General features: G+C 52.4%; 22 protein-coding genes. 10 read left to right on the top strand and 12 right to left on the bottom strand.

Features of this window, described 5'->3' with window-relative positions:
- A complete protein-coding gene (locus LMS44_RS05940) occupies nucleotides 1-1,188 on the bottom strand; it encodes an efflux RND transporter periplasmic adaptor subunit (RefSeq protein ID WP_278369090.1) in 1,188 nt (395 codons plus the stop codon).
- Nucleotides 1,189-1,695: 507 nt separating this feature from the next.
- Between LMS44_RS05940 and LMS44_RS05935 the strand changes: the two genes are divergently transcribed.
- Together LMS44_RS05935 and LMS44_RS05930 are read left to right on the top strand one after the other, a co-directional pair.
- Nucleotides 1,696-2,655, top strand: a complete 960-nt coding sequence (locus LMS44_RS05935) for an AraC family transcriptional regulator (protein ID WP_022520552.1) — start codon at nucleotides 1,696-1,698, stop codon at nucleotides 2,653-2,655.
- A 442-nt stretch (nucleotides 2,656-3,097) separates the two neighbouring features.
- On the top strand, nucleotides 3,098-3,664 hold the full coding sequence (locus tag LMS44_RS05930; RefSeq protein WP_159176334.1) for a manganese efflux pump MntP: 567 nt from the start codon (nucleotides 3,098-3,100) through the stop codon (nucleotides 3,662-3,664).
- Nucleotides 3,665-3,785: 121 nt separating this feature from the next.
- Here LMS44_RS05930 and LMS44_RS05925 read toward each other — a convergent pair whose 3' ends face one another.
- The 4 genes from LMS44_RS05925 to LMS44_RS05910 form a co-directional block, all read right to left on the bottom strand.
- Nucleotides 3,786-4,673 (bottom strand): sigma-70 family RNA polymerase sigma factor, encoded by an 888-nt coding sequence (locus LMS44_RS05925; RefSeq protein ID WP_022520554.1) that lies wholly within the window; start codon nucleotides 4,671-4,673, stop codon nucleotides 3,786-3,788.
- Between the two features lie 15 nt (nucleotides 4,674-4,688).
- Nucleotides 4,689-5,117, bottom strand: a complete 429-nt coding sequence (locus tag LMS44_RS05920; protein ID WP_039859290.1) for a RidA family protein — start codon at nucleotides 5,115-5,117, stop codon at nucleotides 4,689-4,691.
- Between the two features lie 66 nt (nucleotides 5,118-5,183).
- Nucleotides 5,184-5,642, bottom strand: coding sequence for a carboxymuconolactone decarboxylase family protein (locus tag LMS44_RS05915; protein ID WP_498947100.1), 459 nt, complete (start codon nucleotides 5,640-5,642; stop codon nucleotides 5,184-5,186).
- A gap of 205 nt (nucleotides 5,643-5,847) precedes the next feature.
- Nucleotides 5,848-7,413, bottom strand: a complete 1,566-nt coding sequence (locus LMS44_RS05910; protein WP_022520557.1) for an MFS transporter — start codon at nucleotides 7,411-7,413, stop codon at nucleotides 5,848-5,850.
- Nucleotides 7,414-7,506: 93 nt separating this feature from the next.
- On the opposite strand from LMS44_RS05910, the gene LMS44_RS05905 reads away from it, so the two are divergent.
- Nucleotides 7,507-8,295, top strand: coding sequence for a helix-turn-helix transcriptional regulator (locus tag LMS44_RS05905; RefSeq protein WP_022520558.1), 789 nt, complete (start codon nucleotides 7,507-7,509; stop codon nucleotides 8,293-8,295).
- 52 nt (nucleotides 8,296-8,347) lie between these two features.
- On the opposite strand, the gene LMS44_RS05900 is transcribed toward LMS44_RS05905, so the two are convergent.
- Nucleotides 8,348-9,280 carry an AraC family transcriptional regulator gene (locus tag LMS44_RS05900; protein ID WP_022520559.1) on the bottom strand — a complete coding sequence of 311 codons (933 nt, stop codon included), beginning with the start codon at nucleotides 9,278-9,280 and terminating at the stop codon, nucleotides 8,348-8,350.
- 112 nt (nucleotides 9,281-9,392) lie between these two features.
- Between LMS44_RS05900 and LMS44_RS05895 the strand changes: the two genes are divergently transcribed.
- Nucleotides 9,393-10,610, top strand: a complete 1,218-nt coding sequence (locus LMS44_RS05895; protein ID WP_190373723.1) for an MFS transporter — start codon at nucleotides 9,393-9,395, stop codon at nucleotides 10,608-10,610.
- A 118-nt stretch (nucleotides 10,611-10,728) separates the two neighbouring features.
- Here the strand turns inward: LMS44_RS05895 and LMS44_RS05890 are convergent, their stop codons facing one another.
- Complete coding sequence (locus tag LMS44_RS05890) at nucleotides 10,729-11,079, bottom strand: MerR family transcriptional regulator (RefSeq protein WP_022520562.1); 351 nt, start codon at nucleotides 11,077-11,079, stop codon at nucleotides 10,729-10,731.
- Nucleotides 11,080-11,159: 80 nt separating this feature from the next.
- Between LMS44_RS05890 and LMS44_RS05885 the strand changes: the two genes are divergently transcribed.
- Nucleotides 11,160-11,975, top strand: coding sequence for an aminotransferase class IV family protein (locus tag LMS44_RS05885; RefSeq protein WP_022520563.1), 816 nt, complete (start codon nucleotides 11,160-11,162; stop codon nucleotides 11,973-11,975).
- Between the two features lie 295 nt (nucleotides 11,976-12,270).
- Here LMS44_RS05885 and LMS44_RS05880 read toward each other — a convergent pair whose 3' ends face one another.
- Nucleotides 12,271-13,119: a LysR family transcriptional regulator gene (locus LMS44_RS05880; RefSeq protein ID WP_190373725.1), complete on the bottom strand. Its 849-nt coding sequence runs from the start codon at nucleotides 13,117-13,119 to the stop codon at nucleotides 12,271-12,273.
- A 139-nt stretch (nucleotides 13,120-13,258) separates the two neighbouring features.
- On the opposite strand from LMS44_RS05880, the gene LMS44_RS05875 reads away from it, so the two are divergent.
- A complete protein-coding gene (locus LMS44_RS05875) occupies nucleotides 13,259-13,927 on the top strand; it encodes an FMN-dependent NADH-azoreductase (RefSeq protein WP_022520565.1) in 669 nt (222 codons plus the stop codon).
- A gap of 86 nt (nucleotides 13,928-14,013) precedes the next feature.
- Here LMS44_RS05875 and LMS44_RS05870 read toward each other — a convergent pair whose 3' ends face one another.
- A complete protein-coding gene (locus LMS44_RS05870) occupies nucleotides 14,014-14,550 on the bottom strand; it encodes a YdeI/OmpD-associated family protein (RefSeq protein WP_230804505.1) in 537 nt (178 codons plus the stop codon).
- Nucleotides 14,551-14,701: 151 nt separating this feature from the next.
- The gene (locus tag LMS44_RS05865; protein ID WP_230804507.1) at nucleotides 14,702-15,466 is read right to left on the bottom strand and encodes an SDR family oxidoreductase; all 765 of its coding nucleotides are present in this window, start codon (nucleotides 15,464-15,466) and stop codon (nucleotides 14,702-14,704) included.
- 473 nt (nucleotides 15,467-15,939) lie between these two features.
- Between LMS44_RS05865 and LMS44_RS05860 the strand changes: the two genes are divergently transcribed.
- A complete protein-coding gene (locus LMS44_RS05860; RefSeq protein ID WP_278370788.1) occupies nucleotides 15,940-17,592 on the top strand; it encodes a sodium:solute symporter family protein in 1,653 nt (550 codons plus the stop codon).
- A gap of 74 nt (nucleotides 17,593-17,666) precedes the next feature.
- Nucleotides 17,667-17,798: a putative transporter small subunit gene (locus tag LMS44_RS05855; protein WP_022520569.1), complete on the top strand. Its 132-nt coding sequence runs from the start codon at nucleotides 17,667-17,669 to the stop codon at nucleotides 17,796-17,798.
- A gap of 91 nt (nucleotides 17,799-17,889) precedes the next feature.
- Here the strand turns inward: LMS44_RS05855 and ilvY are convergent, their stop codons facing one another.
- Nucleotides 17,890-18,768 (bottom strand): HTH-type transcriptional activator IlvY, encoded by an 879-nt coding sequence (ilvY, locus tag LMS44_RS05850; protein WP_009287237.1) that lies wholly within the window; start codon nucleotides 18,766-18,768, stop codon nucleotides 17,890-17,892.
- Between the two features lie 243 nt (nucleotides 18,769-19,011).
- Between ilvY and ilvC the strand changes: the two genes are divergently transcribed.
- On the top strand, nucleotides 19,012-20,484 hold the full coding sequence (gene ilvC, locus LMS44_RS05845) for a ketol-acid reductoisomerase (RefSeq protein ID WP_022520570.1): 1,473 nt from the start codon (nucleotides 19,012-19,014) through the stop codon (nucleotides 20,482-20,484).
- A gap of 104 nt (nucleotides 20,485-20,588) precedes the next feature.
- Nucleotides 20,589-22,106, top strand: coding sequence for an ATP-binding cassette domain-containing protein (locus LMS44_RS05840; protein WP_278370787.1), 1,518 nt, complete (start codon nucleotides 20,589-20,591; stop codon nucleotides 22,104-22,106).
- Nucleotides 22,107-22,155: 49 nt separating this feature from the next.
- On the opposite strand, the gene LMS44_RS05835 is transcribed toward LMS44_RS05840, so the two are convergent.
- Entirely contained in the window at nucleotides 22,156-22,326 is a 171-nt protein-coding gene (locus LMS44_RS05835; protein ID WP_162836261.1) for a hypothetical protein, read from the bottom strand.
- Between the last annotated feature and the right edge of the window lie 101 nt (nucleotides 22,327-22,427).

Below are 22,427 nucleotides of genomic sequence, written 5' to 3'. Positions count from 1 at the left end.
CTAGTCCTCCCTGGCAGCAATGGCGGGTTGGGCGTCAGCAGCCGGGGCGGCGGGCACCGTTTGGGGGCTCACTTCCATACCCGGCATGAAGACTTTTTGCACCCCGTTGACGATCACCCGGTCGCCGGCAGCAAGCCCTTCGCTGATGACCGTGCGTTCATCCACCCGGCGCCCTGTGTCGACCTGGCGACGCTGGGCGAGGTTGTTCTCATCCACCACGTAGACGTAGCGGCGATCCTGGTCGGTCAGGACCGCCTTGCCATCCACCAGCAACGCTTGGTCCAACCGCGCGACCGGCATTTCGACCCGCGCAAACTCCCCGGGCCGAATGCGGCCATCCGGGTTGTCCAGCACTGCCCTGAATTGCAGGGTACCGGTGTTGGGGTTCAAGCGGTTGTCGATAAAGTCCAGGGTGCCTTTGTACTGGCGCTGAGGGTCGCCGCCCAGCTCGATATTCAGGCTGTTCGACGCGTCACCGGTGAGAAGTGTCTGGCTGGCAAACGCGGCCTGCTCGTCGGCCTCAAAGTAGACGTGGATCGGATCAATGGTGACCAGCGTGGTCAACAGACTCTGGTCGGCGTTGGCTAAGTTACCGCGAGTGACCATCGCCCGACCGACGCGGCCACTGACCGGTGCTGTAATGCGGGTGTATTCAAGGTCAAGCTCGGCGGTCTGCAACGCTGCCTCAGCAGCATCGACCATGGCACGCGAATTACTCAGGGCCGATTGACGTTGGTCATGCACTTCCTGGGAAATGGCCTGACGCCCTAGCAACACCCGGGCACGTTCAGCTTCACTGCCAGCCTGAGCCTGCTGGCTCCTGGCCTGGGCAAGATCCGCTTGGGCGGCGTTAACACGGGCCTGGTATGGGCGTGGATCGATCAAGAACAGCAAATCTCCCTGCTCTACCAGCTCTCCCTCCTCGAAAGCGACTTCCTGGATATAGCCGCTGACTCGCGACCTTAATTCAACCGTTTCAGCCGCTTCCACCCGCCCGGTGAATGACTCACTCAACACCACTGGCTGAGCGGTCACTTCTGCCACCTCGACTTCTGGGGGTGGCGGGGGCGATGCAGAAGCCGCCTCCTCACTCTTGGCTTCGCAGCCGGTAAGCAAGGCCATCAGCAGCAGGAACAGGAATATCGCCCGGCTGCTTGCAAAGCGGGTTCTTAGAGACAGACTTCCCATGATTACTTGCTCCAGTGGCTATCGGACGCCGATAGCAGCATTCGTTATATAACGCCTCACCGCGTTGGCGGTTGGCATTTAATTAGTCGGTTCAGCACGATCCATTTCGACATTGCCCTACGGCTTCCACCGTGAGGGGGAGTCTCAGACCGGTAGCGTTCTTGAAAGACGCTCTGGTCATACGGAGGGCAGGCAAGCCCGCAGCACCAGGCTGCGGGCTTAGCGCCCATCAGACGCTACCTACAATAGGCGGTACGAGCGCGAGGGAGGTATCGTGTTCCTGCGGAAAGCTTGCCTGTTTCTGTCACGGGCAGAGAGCGGCCCAATAAGCAGGCCCAATCAAACAAACGAACGATTTTCGGACTTGCACAGCATGACGGTCAGGTGACAGCTGATGCGGGTTGTCGATTTCTACGGGGTACTTGCCTGATCCTGCAGAATCAAATGAAAAAGCCTACGATTTATAAATCGAAGGCATATACTGCGAACTAATAGGGAGGAAAGCCATTGACCACTATCTTGCCTGAGCAGATTGTCCAGCTCAGCGACAACCTATCGCAACAGTTAATCAGCGTTGCCCGTCGCTGGAGCCCACTTGAAGAGCTTCAGGATACGGCGATTGCCGAAGTGCAACTGGTGCGCGCTGACGCCCCTACCAGCTTTCACTGTGCGGTATACGAGCCGTGTCTGTGTTTTGTCATTCAAGGCAGCAAGACCGTGCTACTAGGTGACAAGGAGATCGTCTACACCGGGCCCAGCTACATGGGTAGCGCCGTTTACCTACCGGTGGTAGGCAGGATTGACCATGCCACCCCGGAAAAGCCCTACTTGGCGGTAAAAGTCTCAGTGGATCCCCAGGAGGTAGCAGGACTGATACTGGAACTGGGCGACACAGCGCCGCCCGCGGGAAATGATACTATCTGCTCCGAGACGGACTGCGGATTAAAATCGGCCCCCATGGATGCACGCATGCAGGGTGCACTTTATCGATTGTTGAGCCTGCTCGACTCCCCGGAAGACATCAAGGTGCTTTCCCCCTTAGCCCGTCGGGAGTTGATCTATCGGGCACTCATGGGTGCCATGGGGCCTCACATGCGCCGGTTTGCCGCCTCCGACTCCCAGGCTAACCGGATTGCGCGGGTCATCTATGCGCTTAAAGAGCGCTACACGCAACCGCTCAAGATCCGTGAACTGGCAGCAACCGCCAACATGAGTGAATCGACGCTTTACCATAGCTTCCGGCAAGTCACACGCATGTCGCCCCTGCAGTACCAGAAGAAACTTCGCCTGCACGAGGCCCGACGACTCATGCTGGCCGAGGGGCTCGAGGCGGCCACCGCCAGCTACCGGGTAGGTTATGAAAGCCCTTCCCACTTTAGCCGCGAATACAGCCGCATGTTCGGCGCGCCACCCCGAGCTGATGTTATTCAACTGCGGGCAGCGGGAACAGCACCGCAGACTGCATGACTTCCAGTGTAATCGGCTTCTGGTTTTCCCGATGATTCTGATAACGGCTATTTAGTCTTTTATAACTTCAAGCCACTTAATATTGAATTATTGCAACTAAATCACCAACAACAATAACGCTATAGATAACTATAAACCTTTAACCTTAAAAGCACATCACAACGTCATTAAACATGACGAACACAATAGATTCACATCTTTATCACAAGTCACACAAGTATATTAAAAGCAAACAAAATCAGCTAACACACACATTGTTAGCCAAGGCTATGTTAGTTCACTATTACAAACTTTATTTTTAAAGCTCTGTCTTGTTTGTTTAATAAATCGTGGTAGGATTCATCGCTATTGAATACCCGACTTTTACACTCAAGCATAGTATTACTACTCTGCCACTGGGTACATGTGCACGGTACTTTTCCAGCGAGCGAGTTCACACTCCATGACACCAATTACCCTGCTGTTTCTAGCCGTATCCATGTCGGCAGATGCCTTCGCCGCCTCCATCAGCAAAGGCGCCGAGCTTCAAAAGCCACGGTATCGTCACGCCATCGGGATTGGCCTGGTCTTTGGTGTGATCGAAGCCATTACCCCGGTACTCGGCTGGGTAGCGGGCAAGGCATCTCAGCAGTATGTGCAAGCCTGGGATCACTGGGTGGCCTTTACCCTGCTGACGCTTATCGGCCTTCACATGATGCATGCCGGGCTCAAAAAGGAAGACAAGATAGAGCACCGCAAACAGACGCTCTGGTTATTGGTGTTGACCGCCTCTGCTACCAGCATTGATGCCATGGCTGTGGGCGCCAGCCTCGCCTTTATCGATGCCAATATCATCGCCACCAGCCTAGCTATCGGCCTCGCTACTACGGTAATGGCCTCTATAGGCACTTTTCTGGGCAATAAGCTTGGCAAGTTCGTCGGTCACTGGGCAGAACTTATCAGCGGTATTGTGCTAATCGGAATTGGCTTAGCAGTATTGGCCGAGCACACAGCTTTTTTTAATGCTTAACCAGCAATTTATAACCTTGATCTCTTTTAAACCTGAAAGTCCTTCTTAAGCGATTGAGCTTTTACACATGAAGCTGCCGTAAAAGAAAAGCTTGAGAAAAATCTATTTACTTAACTAAAGACTAAAGCTGCGGTAGCTGGTCAGCCAAGTGGCGTAATTTATCCGGATTACGCACAACGTAAAGTGCCTGGATACGACTATCCACGACCTCCAGAGTCATAACCTGAGGTAGCCCATCGTGTTCGATCGTTAACCACCCCGGAAGCCCATTGACAATTACATGACTTACCCAGCAAGGGTTGGATGACGTCGACTTGTGGGCCAAGCCTGCAAAGAACCGGCTTATTTTATCTGCGCCGATAATGAGTCTGCGTACAGCAACTCTCTTGCCGCCTCCATCGGCATGCAGCGTCGCGCTGCCGCTCAACAAAGCCTTCAATTCGGTGACGTCGCCACTGCGTGCTGCTTCAAAGAAGCGTTGGGTCAGTTGGCTGTGCTCTCCAGCCGCCACCTGATAGCGCGGGCGTGCGGCCCGCACCTTTTTTCGAGCCCGGCTGGCAAGTTGGCGACAGCTTGTTTCACTACGTTCGAGGCTGATGGCGACCTGACCAAAATCCAGCCCGAACACATCGTGCAGTAGGAAAGCAGCCCGTTCCAAAGGCGACAGCCGCTCCAGCGCCAGCATCAGGGCGAAAGAGACATCGCTGGCTAGCGCCTCGGGGTCCACCGGAGTATCCAACGTTTCCACCAGCGGTTCAGGCAACCAGGGGCCCACATAAACCTCACGTTGTCGATGAGCGACCCTAAGGCGATCAAGACAAAGCCGGCTGGTGACAGTGGTCAGGTAGGCACGCACATCGTTCACCGAAAGGTGGTCAGTATCATGCCAGCGCAGGTAGGCATCCTGTACCACATCTTCCGCTTCGCTCACCGACCCCAGCATTCGATAGGCGATACCGGTCAGATAACGGCGCCAGTGATTAAACTGGCGCGCAGACTGTTCCGTCATGGTGATTGGCTCCCGCTACTCAAGCACGGCGGTCGCGTCCACTTCAAACAGCATGCCATCCAGCGCTAACCGCGGTACCGGCACAAGTGTTTGCGCAGGCAGCGCATCGCCAAAGGTCTCCTTCACATAGCGGGTCATAACCTCCAACATCGAAGGATCATAATTGACGACATAGGTGTTAATACGAGTAACCTGTTGCGGGCTCGCATCAAGTTCTTGCAACACAGTTCTAAGGTTGCGATAAGCTTGGGCAACTTGATCCGCAAACGACTCAGGCAGTACTCCCTGGGCATTTTCGCCTCCCTGACCGGCAATGTAGGCAACCCGGCTGCCTCCGCTGGCAACCACCGCGTGGCTATAGCCGTTAGGTGCAGGATCATAAAGTTCATCAGAATTGACGATGGTTGTTGTCACTCCACCTGCGTGAGCTGTGTTCAGCGCCATAGCGATAATTCCCCATTTAAAGCGTTTGATGATGCAACAAAACATATCACTACCCCTCAGCTCTGATCACTGACGGCTTTGGGTTTCATTCGGATGAAGCGAACGAAACCCCACACTAATGCGGTTCCAGACGTTAATCGCTCCAATCAGTAAGGTAAGGTCAACGAACTCTTTCTCGGTAAAATTCGCCACGCCCTGCTCGTAATCCTTCGTAGGAGCGCCTGTGTCGGGTAGCTTTGTCAATGCCTCGGTCCAGGCCAACGCCGCCCGTTCCCGTGGCGTATAGAGAGTGGACTCGCGCCAGGCAGACAGCAGGTAAAGGCGTGCCTCGCTCTCACCCGCTGCGCGGGCATCGCTGGTGTGCATATGCAGGCAAAATGCACAGCCATTGATCTGAGAGGCGCGTATTTTAACTAGCTCAATCAGACTAAATTCCAGTCCACAGTGGCGAACGTACTCCTCTAGCTTAGTCATCGCGGTAATGCCCTCTGGAGAGGCTTTAAAGGCGTTCAGGCGTGTTTCCATTGTCTTGCTCCTCTGTTTTATATGGAGTGGAAAGCTATCCACCGGTCGTTCTACAGAGGTAGACGGAACAGCCTTAATGTTTGTGACATGGTGAGAAATAATTTAGAAAATAAAACGCCTGGGAGACGAGGAGTACGCCAAAGCATTGGCTAGTGGCCAGGGCATTTCGGATACTTATCGCTATCTCCCCTACCCTGTGGGCCACTCAATCACTCTCTTTTCCAACGGCTTTCACATGCCGTAGAGTAACGGCTGATATCAACGCAAGCGCCAAAAGGGTGGCGCCACTTACTGCGGCGGCCATATTCATACCTTGCGTAAACGCAGACTGGGCTTGCTCAAGTATCCCATCGGGAAGTCGTTCAGCAACTGACGTTGTTGCCCACAAGCTTTCTCCAAGGGCACGGGAGATATCGTCTGGCATCCCGTTAGGAATCGCACTGGCAATCTGCACGCGATACAACAGGGTCGCCATGCTGCCGAGAAGTGCTACGCCTAGTGCCACCCCCAACTCTTGAACCATCTCGGACATCGACGATGCAGACCCGGTTTTTTCCGGAGGTGCAGACCCTACCACCAAGTCTGTGCCCAGCGCGGCGATGGTACCCAGCCCCAGGTATACCAGTGAAAATCCGATTACGACCTGGAGTACCTGAACGGAGAGTGGGTCTACTTGAGCCAGAAAACCACAACCGATGCTTGAAAGCATAAGCGCTAAAGCAATAACAAACGCTGGCCGAATTCGGCGCGCAAAGATAGGGGCAAGGATACCGGCTAGTACCATCATCAGCGCTGGCGGCCCCATCCACAACCCAGCAATCAGCGGCGTGTAGCCCGCCACTAGCTGAAGATATTGGGTAACTAAGAGCATCATTCCCGCCACGCCCACCAGCCCTATCAGGAGTATAAAAAGGGCGGCAGTGAAGGTTTTACTGGCAAACAGTTTGAGATCAAGCAGTGGATCGAGAAGCTGCTTTTGGCGACGCACAAAGAACAGTGTTCCCACTACGCCTAGTGCGAGAGTAACCAATACCAGTGGCGTCAATCCTGCTTTAGAGAACTCCTTTATGGCATAGATACTTGGCAAAATTGCTATCAACAGCAACAGGACACTCAAAAGATCCAGACGGCCTGCCTGTGGGTTACGGTACTCCGGCAGGAGTAATGGGGCAGTTAACAACAGTATGATGACGATGGGCACGGCAATTAGGAAAGCGGCTCCCCACCAAAAGGGTGCTAACAGCAACCCACCGACCACCGGGCCTAACGCCATACCCAGTGCGAACATGGTTGCCCATATACCGATCGCCAGTGCCCGCTGGTGCAAATCAAAAAACATATTGCTAATCAGGGCCAACGTAGAAGGCATCAGGGTTGCTCCGGCAATACCCAGTGCTGCCCGCGCCACAATGAGCCACTCGGCATTGGGTGCATAAGCTGCAAACACCGACGCGACCGCAAACGCAGAGGCTCCCATCATCAGTAGCCGACGTCGGCCAATCCGATCCCCTAGCGTGCCCATAGTGATCAGAAAACCGGCGATCATGAAGCCATAGGCGTCCATAATCCACAGCGCCTGGGTACTGCTTGGCTGTAGCTCTACCGCCAGGGCTGGAAGCGCCAAGTAGAGAATAGTTACATCGAGCCCAAGCAGCATGGTGGGCAGTGCCAATACCGCAAGCCCCGCCCACTCTTTAAGGCCAGCCTTGTTATAAGGCCGTCCTCCTGCAACCGTATAGAGAGGGGTGTGAACATCACAATTGAATGACATGTAGCCTCCGACTTCATCATGGAAGCAGGCATTCTCAGACACTCAATATGGGGTTACAATATAGCCAATTATCCTATTACCAAAGGTAATAGCATGTCGAATCATAGGCTTGAACGAACACAGAGTGATCTCACCGAATTCATGCTGCGGCATCGTCGCAAATTGACGCCCGCGGACGTTGGACTTCCCACCAGCGGGCGAAGGCGTACACCGGGCCTAAGGCGAGAAGAGGTTGCGGCGCTTGCTGGGGTAGGACTGACTTGGTACACGTGGTTTGAGCAGGGCCGTGACATTAAGGTCTCCGAACGCTTCCTGCTCAATATCTCCCGTGCCCTGAAACTGGATGACGCCGAGTGCTGTCATCTTTTTCTGTTGGCACACCGCCGAGCGCCGCCAGCAGAAGCGTATCAAGAGCAGAGCATATCTCCCCGGATACGATCGCTGATGGATGATCTCTCTCGCCCTAGCTACGTCATGAATCTGCGCTGGGATGTTATTGGCTGGAATGCGCAGGCCGATAAGCTACTTCAGTTCAGCAGCCGAGAGGCGTCTGAACGCAACCTGCTAAGGATGGTATTTACCGCCCCCGATCTACGCCGACGACTTCCTGACTGGCAACTGGATGCCTCGCATATGCTGGCGCAGTTTCGTTGTGACTTAGCTGTCGCCCCTGAAGACCCGATCATGCAAACGCTGATCGACGAGCTTTGTCAGTTATCTCCAGACTTTCGGCGCTGGTGGGAAGCTTCAAGTATGGAAGGCTACCATCGAGGAATCAGCAGCCTCCTCGATACAGAGGGCGGGCATCATACTTATACCCATGAGACGCTAATCGTTGATGAGCACCGTCATCTCAAGATGGTTGTTTACTTCGACAGCTAAATCGTTCCTATGCCATCTTCTTTCACGGAATATTGAAGAGAAGACTCAACCGTCACACGGTCTCTGCTTCACGCGCCTCACTCGGCGGGTGGCCAATAATGCGTTTGAACGCGCGACTGAATGAGGCTTCGGAGTCATAGCCAAGCCGGTTCGCGGCCACGGCGATGCGCATATTGTCCCGCGCTATCCACTGTCGAGCCTGAAACATCTTTACCCGCGCCACATACTTGGCGGGAGTCACCCCTAACATCCGGCTGAACTTATCGTTAAAGCTTGAGCGCGAAGCTCCCATGACATCCGCTAACTCGGCGACTGACCAATCGCGCTCCGGCTGCGTATGGATGGCTACCAGCACCTTGCCGAGTTGTGGGCAGCGCACGGCTGCAATCCAGCCGCTAGAGTCGCTGCAGGCACACTCAATCCAAGCACGAATAATAGTGGCGGCCAGCACATCGGCCAAACGGGCAAGTATGCCGCAGGCACCGATTCGATCCAGGCTAATTTCTCGCTCCATTGCCTCCAATAAGGCAGGTACCGAGGGATCACGTTTAGCCAAATCGCTAGCGCGCATCATGTCAGGCATTATCGCAATCAGAGGGTGTAGCGGGTCGAGATTGAAGTGCATGGCGCCACAAAAAAGCACATCCGGCTCAATATCACTCTCTTTTGACTCACTGTTCACCAGATAAATATTCTCGGAGACCGGCCTACGAGCCAACGTAGCCTTATCCACTGCAGGCACGTCCTGCGAGCTGGCCATTACGTAGGACGCTCCACGCGGAAAGAGCACCGCATCGCCAGCGTTCAGGTATGTCCACTCGGTTGTCTCGGTACGCAACCAACACCCGCCTTGAGCCACAAAAAGAAAAAGTGCTGCTGGCTGGGCAGAGGTTGCGACGGCCCAAGGGGCGCGCAGCAGGCAGCGCCCATACTCCACGCCCTCAAGGCGCAGGCCGAGCAGAATTTCAGTTAAGGTGTCGCGCATATTAATGAACCCGGTTTGGACAAATAGTCATGCTTTACGGATTTTATATCATAGAAAAGCCAAACCCTTAATTTTACACTGCAGCTTCAACTAACACTTTAGTAGGCCTGCAATGAACGACACTACTTGCTCCGCCAGCCCGTCATTACTAACGGCAACACCCACCGCTGAACCTACCTCAGCCAATTGGATGGGCATTGTCAGCCTCGCGCTGGGGGTTTTTGGTTTAGTGACTGCCGAATTTTTACCGGCCAGCCTGCTGACGGCCATGGCAGCGGATCTCAACATCTCCGTTGGCGCCGCGGGCCAAGCGGTCACGGCTACTGCTGCAGTAGCTGCGCTTGCCGCGCTAACAATCCCACTTCTGACCCGCAATTTTGATCGTAGGTTTGTGCTGCTTGGTTTATCGCTGCTGCTCGTCGTTTCCAACGTCTTGGCGGCAACGGCGAATAGCTTTTTTGTTTTAATTTTTGCTCGAGTACTGCTGGGAATTGCCTTGGGAGGGTTCTGGTCGATGGCCGCTGCCCTGGCAATGCGCATGGTGCCCGACAATCTGTTTGCACGCGCCATGTCTATTGTTTTGACCGGCGTGTCTGTCGCTACCGTTTGCGCAGCCCCTCTGGGCGCCTATATTGGTGGTCTCTGGGGGTGGCGCAGTGCGTTTATTGCCGCTAGTTGCCTTAGTCTAGTGACGCTCGTGACTCAGCTTTTCGTCATTCCTGCCATGCCGCCAAAAGACAACCCAAGCCTGCGCACTCTCTTCCAACTGCTCACACGCACGCAGGTTCGCGTTGTGCTGTTAGCCGTAGTGCTGATGATTTCAGGCCATTTTGCCGGATTTACCTACATACGACCGCTCCTTGAAGAGGTGGCGCAGCTATCCGTCAGTGCAATCTCTGCGGTACTACTCGGCTTTGGCATTGGTGGTTTTTTTGGCAATTTCGCCGGTGCATTTATCGCGGAGCGTAGCGAGCGCAACGCCATTATGTTTGGTGGGGCACTCATTATTGCGATCACCATTACGCTACTGTTCGCGGGTAGTTTGGCCAGCGTTACTGCCGTGTCTATCGCACTGTGGGGGTTTGCTTTCGGCGCTTTTCCCATCGGATTTCAAACCTGGATAGTTCGTGCCGCGCCGGATCAAGTTGAAGCTGCAGGGGGCTTGATAGTTGCCGCCTTTCAGGTTGCTATCGCCAGTGGCGCTATAGGCGGCGGCATACTAGTGGATTACCTCGGCGCGCTGGGTGGGCCCCTATTAGCCCTGATCACTACCAGCCTGGGAACCCTGCTTGTGCTGTCATTTGGGCCACGCTCACAAAGCCCGGCCTGATAGCAAGAGAGCCGGGAGTAGTGAGACTTCCCGGCTCCTCAGTTGACTAGACCACCCAGCGGAAATGCGGTGATTCAAGCGTTACATGCCTCTTGCAGTTCCCGTTACCCACTGTTCATCACCGTTCAATATCGCACAGGAAACTCTCCAGAATGGCACGGCTTTGGGCCAGTTTGGCTGCTTTCTGGTCGGCAAACTCAATTTGTTCGTGCAAGACATTGCGTAGTTCGTCACAGGGCTCGAAGACTGGGCCCTCCCCTCTCACACACGGTAGGAATTGCTTGATGGTTGCCAGAGTCATGCCTGCTGAACCGAGCAGTTTGATCCGCTCGACAGTGCGAATCTCACCCTGCCCGTAATGACGGTACCCATTGGTGGCGCGCGTTGGCTTAAGCAAACCTTCCGCTTCATAGTAGCGCAGCATGCGAATGCTTACTCCGGTGCGTTTTGCCAGCTCGCCTATTTTCATTTCACTCTATTGACTCTTACAGCGCTGTTAGGGTTTAGGGTAGTGACTCCTCACTGCAAGTTCAATCAGGAGTTAATGCCATGTTCACTAACACCAGCACTTTTCAGGCCCATATTAATGGGCAACCAGCCACTCTTTCAGAGCTGATACCCCTGGCCTTTGCAGGGTTTGCCCATTTCACGGCCATGCAGGTACGAGATCGAGAGGTCAAAGGGCTAGATCTTCATCTTGCCCGCCTGCAGAAAGCGTCAAAAGAGTTTTTTGGAAAGATGCTTCCCGAGGAGCAACTGGTCTCCTACATCAAAACAGCTATTGATAAAGGCCCGAAAGACCAGTCATTAACGGTCACTCTCTTCTCCCGCCATGGCGAATTCACCGCGGCCAGCATGGATGCGGAGCCAGACGTGCTCGTCCGTAGCAGCGCACCGGCTAATGGCCCTAAAGGGCCGTTGAGGCTGAGTAGGGTAGATCACGAGCGACCTCTAGCTTCTATCAAGCACGTTGGTGAGGCGGGCAAAACCTACTATCTACATCAAGCTCTGCGCCAGGGTTTCGACGATGCAGCCTTTGTCGACCGCCATGGGCGATTGAGCGAGGCAACCATCTGGAACCTTGCCTTCTGGGACGGTGAGACGGTGATCTGGCCACAGGCAACGATATTGCAGGGCACCATGATGGGTATTGTTCAACGCCAACTAAACCGCCTCGGTATTGCCCAGCGCCACGAGGAGATCACCATTGAGCGTCTTCAGGAACTGCCCGGTGCCGCGGTGATGAATTCATGGACACCTGGGATCGCAGTCACTGCCATTGCTACCACTGCTTTTGCAGAAATAACCCCGTTCATCAGTCTGCTTCATAAAGCCTACCAAGCTGAGCCCAACAGTGTGTTGTAGGGGGTCTTTCCATATAGCGCGGAATCTGAGACAACACCATCGATTTTCCAGCGTTGTCTCAGCAAGCTCTTCGGCAAAGTGCATTGCACATTGCCCCCCGCCACCACAAGAGTGAACACGGCCTTTCCGTTCAAACGTTGCAATCAACAGACCAGTTGCTCGCTCAATGCTGGTAAGCGCACCTTTATTTAACAAAAGGCTTTCAAGGGCCGGCATGTAGGCTCGCTTGTATGTGTTGAATTGCCATGCCTTACTCACTCTTATAAGGGTAGATTTAGCAAACACAATGTTAAATTTAATTAACTTTAGACTTAAGCCAATCGACAAAGGCCTGCATTTTGGCGCTATGCTGCCAACTTTGGGTCGGGATGTAGTAACACAGCATTGAATCAACGCCTTGATACGACATTGGCTGCAATGTGTTAGCTTTCACAAAGTCAGAAACCAGAGTCTCTGAACAAAACACCAGCCCTTTCCCAGCAATAGCTTCATACACGCCATAGAGCTCCTGATCAAAATATCTTATTTCAAAGTTTGGAAGAGACTCCCCATTTTCCATTAACCAGCTTTCCCAAGGTGAATCCGGTAATTTACTATTCTTCCATTTAGTCAGGTAGACAATAGGAGGCTTACCCGCTGTGATAGAGTTGATAAAAGAAGAGCCTCCATACACGTTAAAACGTTCTTTTTTCAATAAGCTTGACTCATCAACACGGGTTACGTCTCCCAAACGGATAGAGAGGGCATTAACTTTAGATGCCACCACTTCACCTGTTGATATTTCAACATCAATATTTTGATAGATTTTATTGAAATCATGTAATAACGGAATTAACACCAGGGCAGCAAAGGATGAAGTGGTATCAACATTCAGTCGTGATGCCCCTGACTTTATATTATCTAGCGCAGTCTGAATTTTCTGCAGACCTGCTGTTGTTGCCTCAGCGAGCTGGTGCCCCTCTGAAGTTAATATCACTTTTCGGTTTTTTCGGTTAAACAGCCGCACTCCCAACCTACTCTCAAGGTTGCTGATGTGGTGCGACACACCTGCTGGCGTTATCGACAGCTCCTCAGCGGCATCTTTAAAGCTCCCCAGTCGAGCTGCTGCTTCAAACACCTTAATCGCTTGCAATGAAGCCTTCACCGCCAGCCCCCCATTTTGGACTCAAACCCGTTTCTCAATAGGTAAGTTTTATTCATCTATCGAGCCAGTTTATTCATTTGTCGCAGTATTGGCAAAAAGGCAGCATAGCCACTCCACATCACTATCAGTCGAGCCCACTATGCACACATTACTTCATATAGACGCCAGCGTACGCAAGACGTCCAACCCAAACCCCGACCACAACTCAATATCAAAGCGCATTGCTATGCAGTTTGTTGATAAATGGAGGTCTGCTAAAAGTACAGATAATTACATTTATCGTGATATTGGCTTAAATCCACCAGCTTTCATTGACCAAGACTGGATAGGCGCTGTGTTTACTCCGGATGACCGAAAAAGTTCTGAGCAACTCGAAAAACTGGCTTTATCAGATCAGCTATTTAACGAGTTATCTCAAGCGGATGTCATTTTAATATCTTCACCTATGTACAACTACGGCATGCCCGCCCCTCTTAAAGCATGGTTCGATCAGGTAATGCGTATAAATAAAACATTTAGCTTTGACTTGGCTCGTGGCGACCATCCTATAGAGCCACTTTTGTCTGGAAAAACACTTATTTTAGTGACCTCATGCGGAGAATTTGGGTTTGGGCCAGGAGGTGAACGTGAGCATATGAATCACCTCGGGCCACATATTAAAACATTGGGCAGATACTTGGGTGTCGAGTCATTTTATGAAATAACGTCAGAGTACCAAGAATTTGGGGACGAAAGGCATCAGGAATCAGTTGCTAATGCGCTTAAAAATGCAGGATTACTAGCGACTGATTTGGCTAGCAAAGCATAAATCCTTAAGCAGTAGCAGGGCAGTGCAATATGCGCTGCCCTGCTTAAAAGCTATTAATCTTGAACAGTAATACAGAAACTGCAACGCTAACCTGCCGTTTTAGGTGGGCTAAACGCTTTACTGTAATAGCCAGATGGATCGAAGCAGCAAACGCGGCGCTTTCCAGAAGCAAGCATGTCGCAAGCATCTAGAATCCGCTTCGCTCGGGTCTTGGACTGCTTGGCGGACATAATCCAATGAATCCAGTCCAGGCGAGCAATCGTCGTGGTATCGCTCCAAACGGCTTGAGCTTCTGGAGACGCTGCAAGGGCATCCTGCAAATCAGCGGGCACCTCGGGTTCAGGCTCCTGCTCTACGGGCGTAATCTCAAAGGTGACATCGTCGCCACTATTAACGCCTGCCGATTCAAGCAGCTCTTTACTTACCCGCAACCAATGGCTCAATTGGCCGTCCGGTTCAAGAGTAGCCTGGAAGGCATAAGTATTGAGGGTGCCCTCTACCGTTGTCCTACCTCGCCGTGGGAGCTTCTCACTCACGCTTTTGGGCAGCACGACAAAAGCCCATAAATTATCGCTATCCTGCTTGGCCGGACGAAGAAGCGTTGCATTAAACTGAGATGTCATAGCTCTTTGTGTCCTATTTTTAATGTGGCAATTAATAGCACTCCAATCAAAAGGGGCAGCCCCTCCTCCAGAGCAGGCTGCCTGTGACATGGTGCTGCTGCATAGCTCATGGCCTCCTCACTCTGATTATAGTCAGAGTGAGGCCCTATCTTCAGACGCGATTTATTGATACTCCGCCATCTGCCAACAGTGCCGTTCCGGTCGTAAAGCTTGATGCATCTGAAGCCAGGTAGAGTGCGGATTGAGCAATTTCTTCAGGCTTTGCCGTCCGCTTCATTGCATGCAGGTTGGCTACGAACGCTAACGCTTCGGGGGTATTGGCAAACTCCTTGGCGGCAGCGGTATCCGTTCCCCCCGGCAGTAACGCATTCACCCGAATGTTATCAGGGCCATACTCGCAGGCGAGCACCTGCGTCAGCCCTATTAGTCCCGCTTTACTGGCCGCATAAGCCGCCATGCCAGGCATTCCGGCGCTATAGCCAACAAATGTCGAAGTAAAAATTAACGAGCCACCGCCAGCCGACCGCATGGCAGGCAGTTGATACTTAGCGGCCAGAAAAGCGCTTGTTAAATTAGTCGTGATTACCTGATTCCAATCAGCCAATGACATCTCGGGCACCGGCCCCATCGCGCCTAAAATGCCTGCGTTGTTAAATGCCGCGTCCAGTTGACCAAACCGCGCGAGTGTCTCATCAACGAGCTTTCTGGCGAAAGACTCATCACCTACGTCGCCGGCAACCGCTAACGCTTGGCCACCCTCTTCTTTTATTGCGCTGACCAGCACCTCCAGCTCTGACTCTCTTCTGGCCGCTACCACGACAGTAGCTCCCTCCCTAGCGAAAAGCCGGGCAGTCGCTCTACCAATACCTGCGCTGGCACCAGTAACAATGGCAACTTTATTTTCGAGTGCACCCATCTTTATGACCTCCATCACTGTTCAGAAAAAGGGGAAATTCCCCCACCAACAGCGAAGATCATAAGAAGCCTTTTACCTGGCGCCGACCCGAAACTTGCTACATTGCGCAGGTACTAAAATGCTGAGCATACCTGTGGCCTTTTCAGGGCACGGCGTAGCTGACCCGCCTGCTGATTCCCGACGAGCCGGGCTTCAACCTGTACTGTTCGAGCTTAAGGGAGTAGGGTAGCCCTCCGGATCGACTCCCCCAGCGCTTTGTTGCGATTCACTGTGGAAGTCCATCTGCCTCCCTATTTAAGGCGTTTCCAGCGCCTGACACTTGCACGACCTGATCGCCAACCGCGATATCATCTCGCTACAGACATACCTAGAAAGATGTTCTGTTTTTTGCTTACGTCCTGTCGCGGCCACTCCTTCAAGGGAACTGTGGTTGCTATTTAGGATGCTAGGGCTGCAAAGCCTATGGGTATTCAATGAACGAAGAAAGTTTCTATCAATTCTCGACCGTGACTGTGCTCGCCTTGTTGGCGTTTTTTTACGGCGGCACTTACCTGCTGACCTTGCTGATCAAGAAGAAAAAGGAAAATACTGACGCCTTTATGGTGTCTAATCACCAGATCGGCTTTGGCCTTGGCGCTGCCAGCATGACCGCCACCTGGATCTGGGCAGCCTCGTTCTACGGCGCCGCCACCTCGGGTTATACCTATGGCATTTCCGGCCCTTTACATTACGGGCTGTGGGGCGCGCTGATGATTCTGTTTATCTACCCCTTTGGCCGACGTTTTCGCAAACTGGCGCCCAATGCGCACACCCTGGGTGAGCTTATCCATGCCCGCCATGGTTCTTCCAGCCAGCTGATTCTTGCCTCCTCCAACATCCTGGGCAGCATCATCAGCCTGATGGTCAACTTCACCGCTTCCGGCGCGCTGGTTTCGGTGCTTTCGCCCCTCTCTTTCCAGGCCGGTGTGGTTATTGCTGGGGTCGGGGTGCTCTCCTATACGCTGTGGTCAGGCTTCCGCGCCTCAGTGCTGACGGACTTTGCCCAACTGATGGCGATGATGGCCGTGGCCATCCTGATTATTCCAGCGGTAATGTTTGCTCTCGGCGGCCCGGAAACGCTGTCAGACGGCATGAGTCTTCTTACGCCAGAACAAGCCAACCTGTTCTCGATGGACGCGATCCTCAATCAAGGTGCGCCCTTCTTTGTAGCGGTGCTGGCATACGCCATTGGCAACCAGACCATTTCCCAGCGCCTATTCGCCGTGCGTGAAGATCATATCAAACCGACCTTTATCACCGCGACCATTGGTTATGGTGCCATTGTCATTGGTCTTGGCATGATCGGCTTGATGGCATTGATGACCGGCATGGAGCCGATCGATGGCGACATGAACAATCTGATTCCGCAGATGGTTTCAATGTACCTCTCACCGGTGTTTATCGGGTTGTTCTTTATTCTGGTGATCGGTTCGCTCTCCTCCACTGCTGACTCGGATCTTTCCGCCATGTCGGCGATTGTGATGGCCGATGTCTACGGTAAAAACATTGCCAAAAACAAGCCCGACCCGACCAAGATGCTGTTTATTGGCCGGTTAACCATGATCGTCGCGACGCTGATCGGGGTGGTTCTTGCCAGCTTCTCGATGGACATTCTGATCATGCTGGTCTTCGTTGGTGCGCTGTGGGGTGCAATTGTGTTCCCGGTCATCGCCAGTTGCTTCTGGGATCGAGTCACCAACAAGGCCTTCACCTCCGCTGTCATCGCGGGCTTGGTGATGTTCTGTGTCGCACGATTCGAGCTAGTACCGATGATTGGCGTCACTGCGGGGCTGTTTGAACTACTCGCCGCCGTCGGCGGTGGTGTGGTGCTCGGTCTGATGGCCTTCGGCTTCTGTGGGCGCAGAATTGGTTTGGTTTTCGGCACACTCTGCGCCATTGTGCTGGCCTACTTCTGCGTCGGATTCCTGCGGGACTACACCGTGCTGCTGGCTTCCTTAATGGCTTACGGCGTCAGCACCATCTTCTGCATCGCGGTCAGCCTGATGAGTTCCAGTAAGTTCGACTTCTCGCAGATCGATCAGAAAGTGATCAACTACGACCCGACCAAACCTGCGACGCAAGGCTAAGTCCAGCGCCACGCTAGATTCATCACTTCATCCGCTGGTGCGCCAAGCGCACCAGCCAGACAATAGGAAAGCGCATGCAAACCTTTATCTTGGCGTTATATGTACTGATCTGGCCGTTGATCTCACTTGTCATCTTCGCGGTGATTGGCATCGCCACCGTCAAAGACATTCGCATTGCACGACGTGATAAGCGTGAACTGGTGTGATGTAGCTCTTCATCGATGAACAGTAACAGTGGTTAAGGAAAATAGAGGCAAGGAAAAGAGATGCGGCAAAGGATTGCCGTGGTTTGTAACCCTACATCAAGCTCCAAAATGCATCGACCAGCGGGTTTTTTAAGTTTTTCTTTAACGTAAACAAGCCAATATCGTAGGGTTCCAGCTCAGGCTTCACATCAAGCACCCGAATACGATCCTTCAATGGGCTGTTATCGAGCACAATTTTTGGCACTACGCCAATGCCGAAGCCCAAGCTCACCATACTTACAATCGCCTCATTGCCCGTGACCTGTGCATAAATGCGCGGGGCAATATCGCGTTGGCGAAACCATTCGTCCACACGAGTTCTTGAGACACCGCTTTCAGATAAAATCATCGGGATATTCGCCCACTCTCCGGGTGCGGTTGGCGAGGTCGTGGGAATATTTGGCACTTGCTGCTCAAGTGGTGCGATAAATAACAAAGGCGATGTGGCAATGGGCTTGAATGCTAACCCGCGAGGTAAGTTTGCGGGGCGTGCCGCGATGCTGAGGTCTTCTTTACCGTCCAGAACATGCGCAATCGCGTGTTCTGGATCCCCCGTGCGCAGCTTTATTTCAATCGCAGGATAGGCGATACGAAAGCGACGCAGCAGCTCGTACAGAAAACTGTAGCTCGCGGTGACTGAACCGTACAAGCTGATTTCACCGCTTAATTGATCAGAGTTGTCAGTTAACTCATGGCGGATCAAGTTCCACTGGCTGCTGGTATCGCGCGCGTATTTAAGAAATTTCTGGCCTTCCTGAGTCAATGCCACGGTTCGATTGTCGCGATTAAACAGCGGTACACCCAGCTCGTCTTCTAAATGACGAATGTTGCGCGACAGCGCAGAAATGCTGATATGACACTCATCGCTGGCGCGTCCAAAATGCAGCGTTTCTGCCAGGGCAAGGAATTGTTTTAAAAGTTTAATATTCATAATAAGACCGACGCTCCGCGACTGCGCTTGTGGCGATGTCCGAATACTAACCGACAGTTGCGAAAAATGGGACGTGTTATTGCAAATATATCAATTTAAGAAAGAGTCACTCTTCTATACATTACCTCTCATCACATGCTCTTACCGACATGGCGCTAGCGTTTCCCCCTAGCGACGGTGTCACCTTTTTAATATCGGTGTACCTTACACCGACACATTGATCATAAAATTAGGATGCTAACGATGGCTAACTATTTCAATACGTTACCGCTACGCGAGCAATTGGCTCAGCTAGCGCAATGCCGCTTCATGCACACCGCTGAGTTTGCTGATGGCGTCGAAGCGCTAAAAGGCAAAAAAATGGTGGTTATCGGCTGTGGCGCACAAGGCCTTAACCAAGGTTTGAACCTACGTGACAGCGGCCTAGATGTTTCTTATGCACTGCGTCCTGAAGCCATTGAGCAAAAGCGCCAGTCCTGGAAAAACGCCACTGAAAACGGTTTTGTGGTAGGAACTTACGAAGAGTTGATCCCCACCGCAGACGTTGTTTTGAACCTCACCCCTGATAAGCAGCACACTTCAGTAGTGAACACAGTGATGCCGCTGATGAAGGAAGGCGCCTGCCTGTCTTACTCTCACGGTTTCAACATCGTAGAAGAAGGCATGAAAATTCGCGACGACTTAACCGTCATCATGGTGGCACCGAAGTGCCCTGGCTCTGAAGTTCGCGCTGAATACGTGCGTGGTTTCGGTGTTCCCACCTTGATCGCTGTTCACGAAGACAATGACCCCAAAGGCGAAGGCCTTGCGCTCGCCAAAGCTTACGCTGTAGGTACTGGCGGCCATAAAGCGGGCGTGCTGATGTCCTCTTTTATCGCGGAAGTGAAATCCGATCTGATGGGCGAGCAAACGATCCTTTGCGGCATGCTGCAAACGGGCTCCCTGCTTTGCTTCGACAAGATGGTCGAAGAAGGTATCGACCCGGGTTACGCCTCTAAGCTGATCCAGTACGGCTGGGAAACAGTCACCGAAGCGCTGAAGTACGGCGGTGTGACAAATATGCTAGATCGTCTTTCTAACCCAGCGAAGATTAAAGCGTTCGATCTTTCTGAAGAGTTAAAAGACATCATGCGTCCGCTGTACAACAAGCACCAAGACGACATCATGAGTGGCCACTTCTCTAAAACGATGATGGAAGACTGGGCGAACGATGATGCGAACCTTCTAAAATGGCGTGCAGAAACGGCTGAAACGAACTTCGAGAAAACACCCGCTGGCGATGTAGAAATCTCTGAGCAAGAGTTCTTCGACAACGGCATTTTGATGGTCGCTATGGTGAAAGCCGGTGTTGAACTTGCTTTCGAAACCATGACAGCGGCGGGCATCATCGCTGAATCGGCTTACTACGAGTCGCTACACGAAACGCCGCTCATCGCGAACACCATCGCGCGTAAGAAATTGTACGAAATGAACGCGACTATCTCTGATACGGCGGAATACGGTTGCTACCTCTACAACCACGCCTGTGTGCCACTGTTGGCAGACTTTATGAAAGGCATCAAATCCGATGTGATCGGTAAAGGGCTTTCGCTAGACGACAACGGCGTTGATAACGCACGCCTGATCGAAGTTAACACCGCCCTTCGTTCACACCCCGTAGAAGCCGTTGGCTCGGTTCTTCGCGGCTACATGGCTGACATGAAAAAAATCGTTTAATCGCCTGATTAACCGATAGACGTTTAAGCCGCCAAAAAAAGCCGAGATATCATCACGATATGCTCGGCTTTTTTGGTACCTCGAACAGCGTAAGGAAGAGAGTAATGGATTCGTTAACCCGCCTAGACAATATACGCCTATCAAAAGCGACGGTTAGCTTTGATGATCGTTTCACACTAAGCGAGATTGATTGGACCATTACGCCAGAACAGCATTGGGTTATCACTGGCCCCAATGGCGCAGGTAAATCCGCCCTTGCTGCTGCGCTCGCGGGCATTGGTGACATCCAGAGCGGAAGCATTCAAGGCCTTCCCAACAACGTGGAAATCGTCTCTTTTGAAGCACAGGCAGAGCTCATCGCCCAAGAGTTGAAAAAAGACGACGCCGACATTATGGACGTCATTTCACTCGGCACTCCCGTCAGTGAAATGATTTTCGACCATTGCCAAGACACTGAACTTGCCCAATCCTTGGTCGAAAAGTTTGGCCTAGGGAAACTGCTCGAGCGCGCGTTTCGCAAACTTTCCACCGGCGAAACCCGTAAAGTCATGTTGATTCGCGCTTTGGCCAATAAGCCTGATTTACTTATTTTAGACGAGCCCTTCGATGGCCTGGATGTCGATACCCTCGCCATGCTTCAAGCACATCTAGCGTCTATCATCGACACCGTTCCCATGGTCATGGTGCTGAATCGCTTTGATGAAATGCCCGACTTCATCACCCATGTGGCCTACTTAGATAAAGAACGTGGGGATAAAGACCGTTCGGATAACAATAGTGGGAATAAAAAGAGAGGGGATAAACAGAGTGGCGACAAAGGCCGCTTGAAGCTCACGGTAGATCGTCTGGACGACGCCGCCTTTAATGAGCTCTACCAATTACTGCATTTGAAAACCACCGACCTAAGCGTGCCGGAGGCCGACCCCACCAATAAGCTACCCGCTCTCGACCCGAGCCAGCCATTAGTAAAACTAACGCAAGCGACCATCCAATACGGCGACACCGTGATTGTCGATAAGCTCGATTGGACGATAGAACGGGGCCAGCATTGGCAACTGAGCGGCCCTAACGGTAGCGGCAAAACCTGCGTTTTATCGTTGATCACCGGCGATCATCCGCAGTGCTATACCAACGATATTTTCGTGTTTGGTTTCCAGCGCGGTAACGGCGAAAGCATCTGGCAGATTAAACAGTTTATCGGCTATGTATCCACTAACCTGCAGTGGGAATACCGGGTTAGCACCAGCTGCAAAAACGTGATTATTTCCGGTTTCTACGACAGCATCGGCATGTACACCAAGCCCACTGACAGCCAGAAAAAAATTGCCGACCAATGGCTCGAACTACTCGGCATGCAAGACCGCGCCGACCAGCCGTTTAACAAACTCTCGTACGGCGACCAGCGCCTGCTACTCATTGCCCGCGCCATGGTCAAACATCCGCCCCTGTTGATTCTAGATGAACCTTGCCTTGGCCTGGACGACATAAACCGCCAACTCGTCCTCGCCCTGATCGAGAAAATCTGCCAGGGCTCAGAAACCACCGTGCTCTACGTCAACCACCACGCGGAAGATCAGATAACAGGCATAGAGCATTATTTAGGGCTGGAGAAAAATAACTAATTTTTCAAATAGTTAAGATCATTAACTATACTGAAAAATGGCCAGCCAGCTAGTCTTTTTTGTCTATCGTTACCTCAATCGATTTGCTATCGCCAGCAAACCATTTCTGAACATACAGAGTGCCCACGATAGGCGCCGTTCCTTCATCAGGCACTTCTTTATAGCGAACGCTGTTTTTGGTTTCTTTCTCGTATTCAAACATAACTACTTTCTTCGACATGAAACATATCCAGTAAATAATAATTAGGACTTGGGCGACTAATGTCGCTCAACAGGCTTGTTAGGTTTTGGAATTAATCAGTCTCAAAGCGAACGGTTACT

Origin of the sequence: Halomonas profundus (assembly GCF_020865425.1) — a bacterium.
Lineage (GTDB): Bacteria > Pseudomonadota > Gammaproteobacteria > Pseudomonadales > Halomonadaceae > Vreelandella > Vreelandella titanicae.
This window is presented reverse-complemented; position numbering and strand designations above follow the sequence as displayed.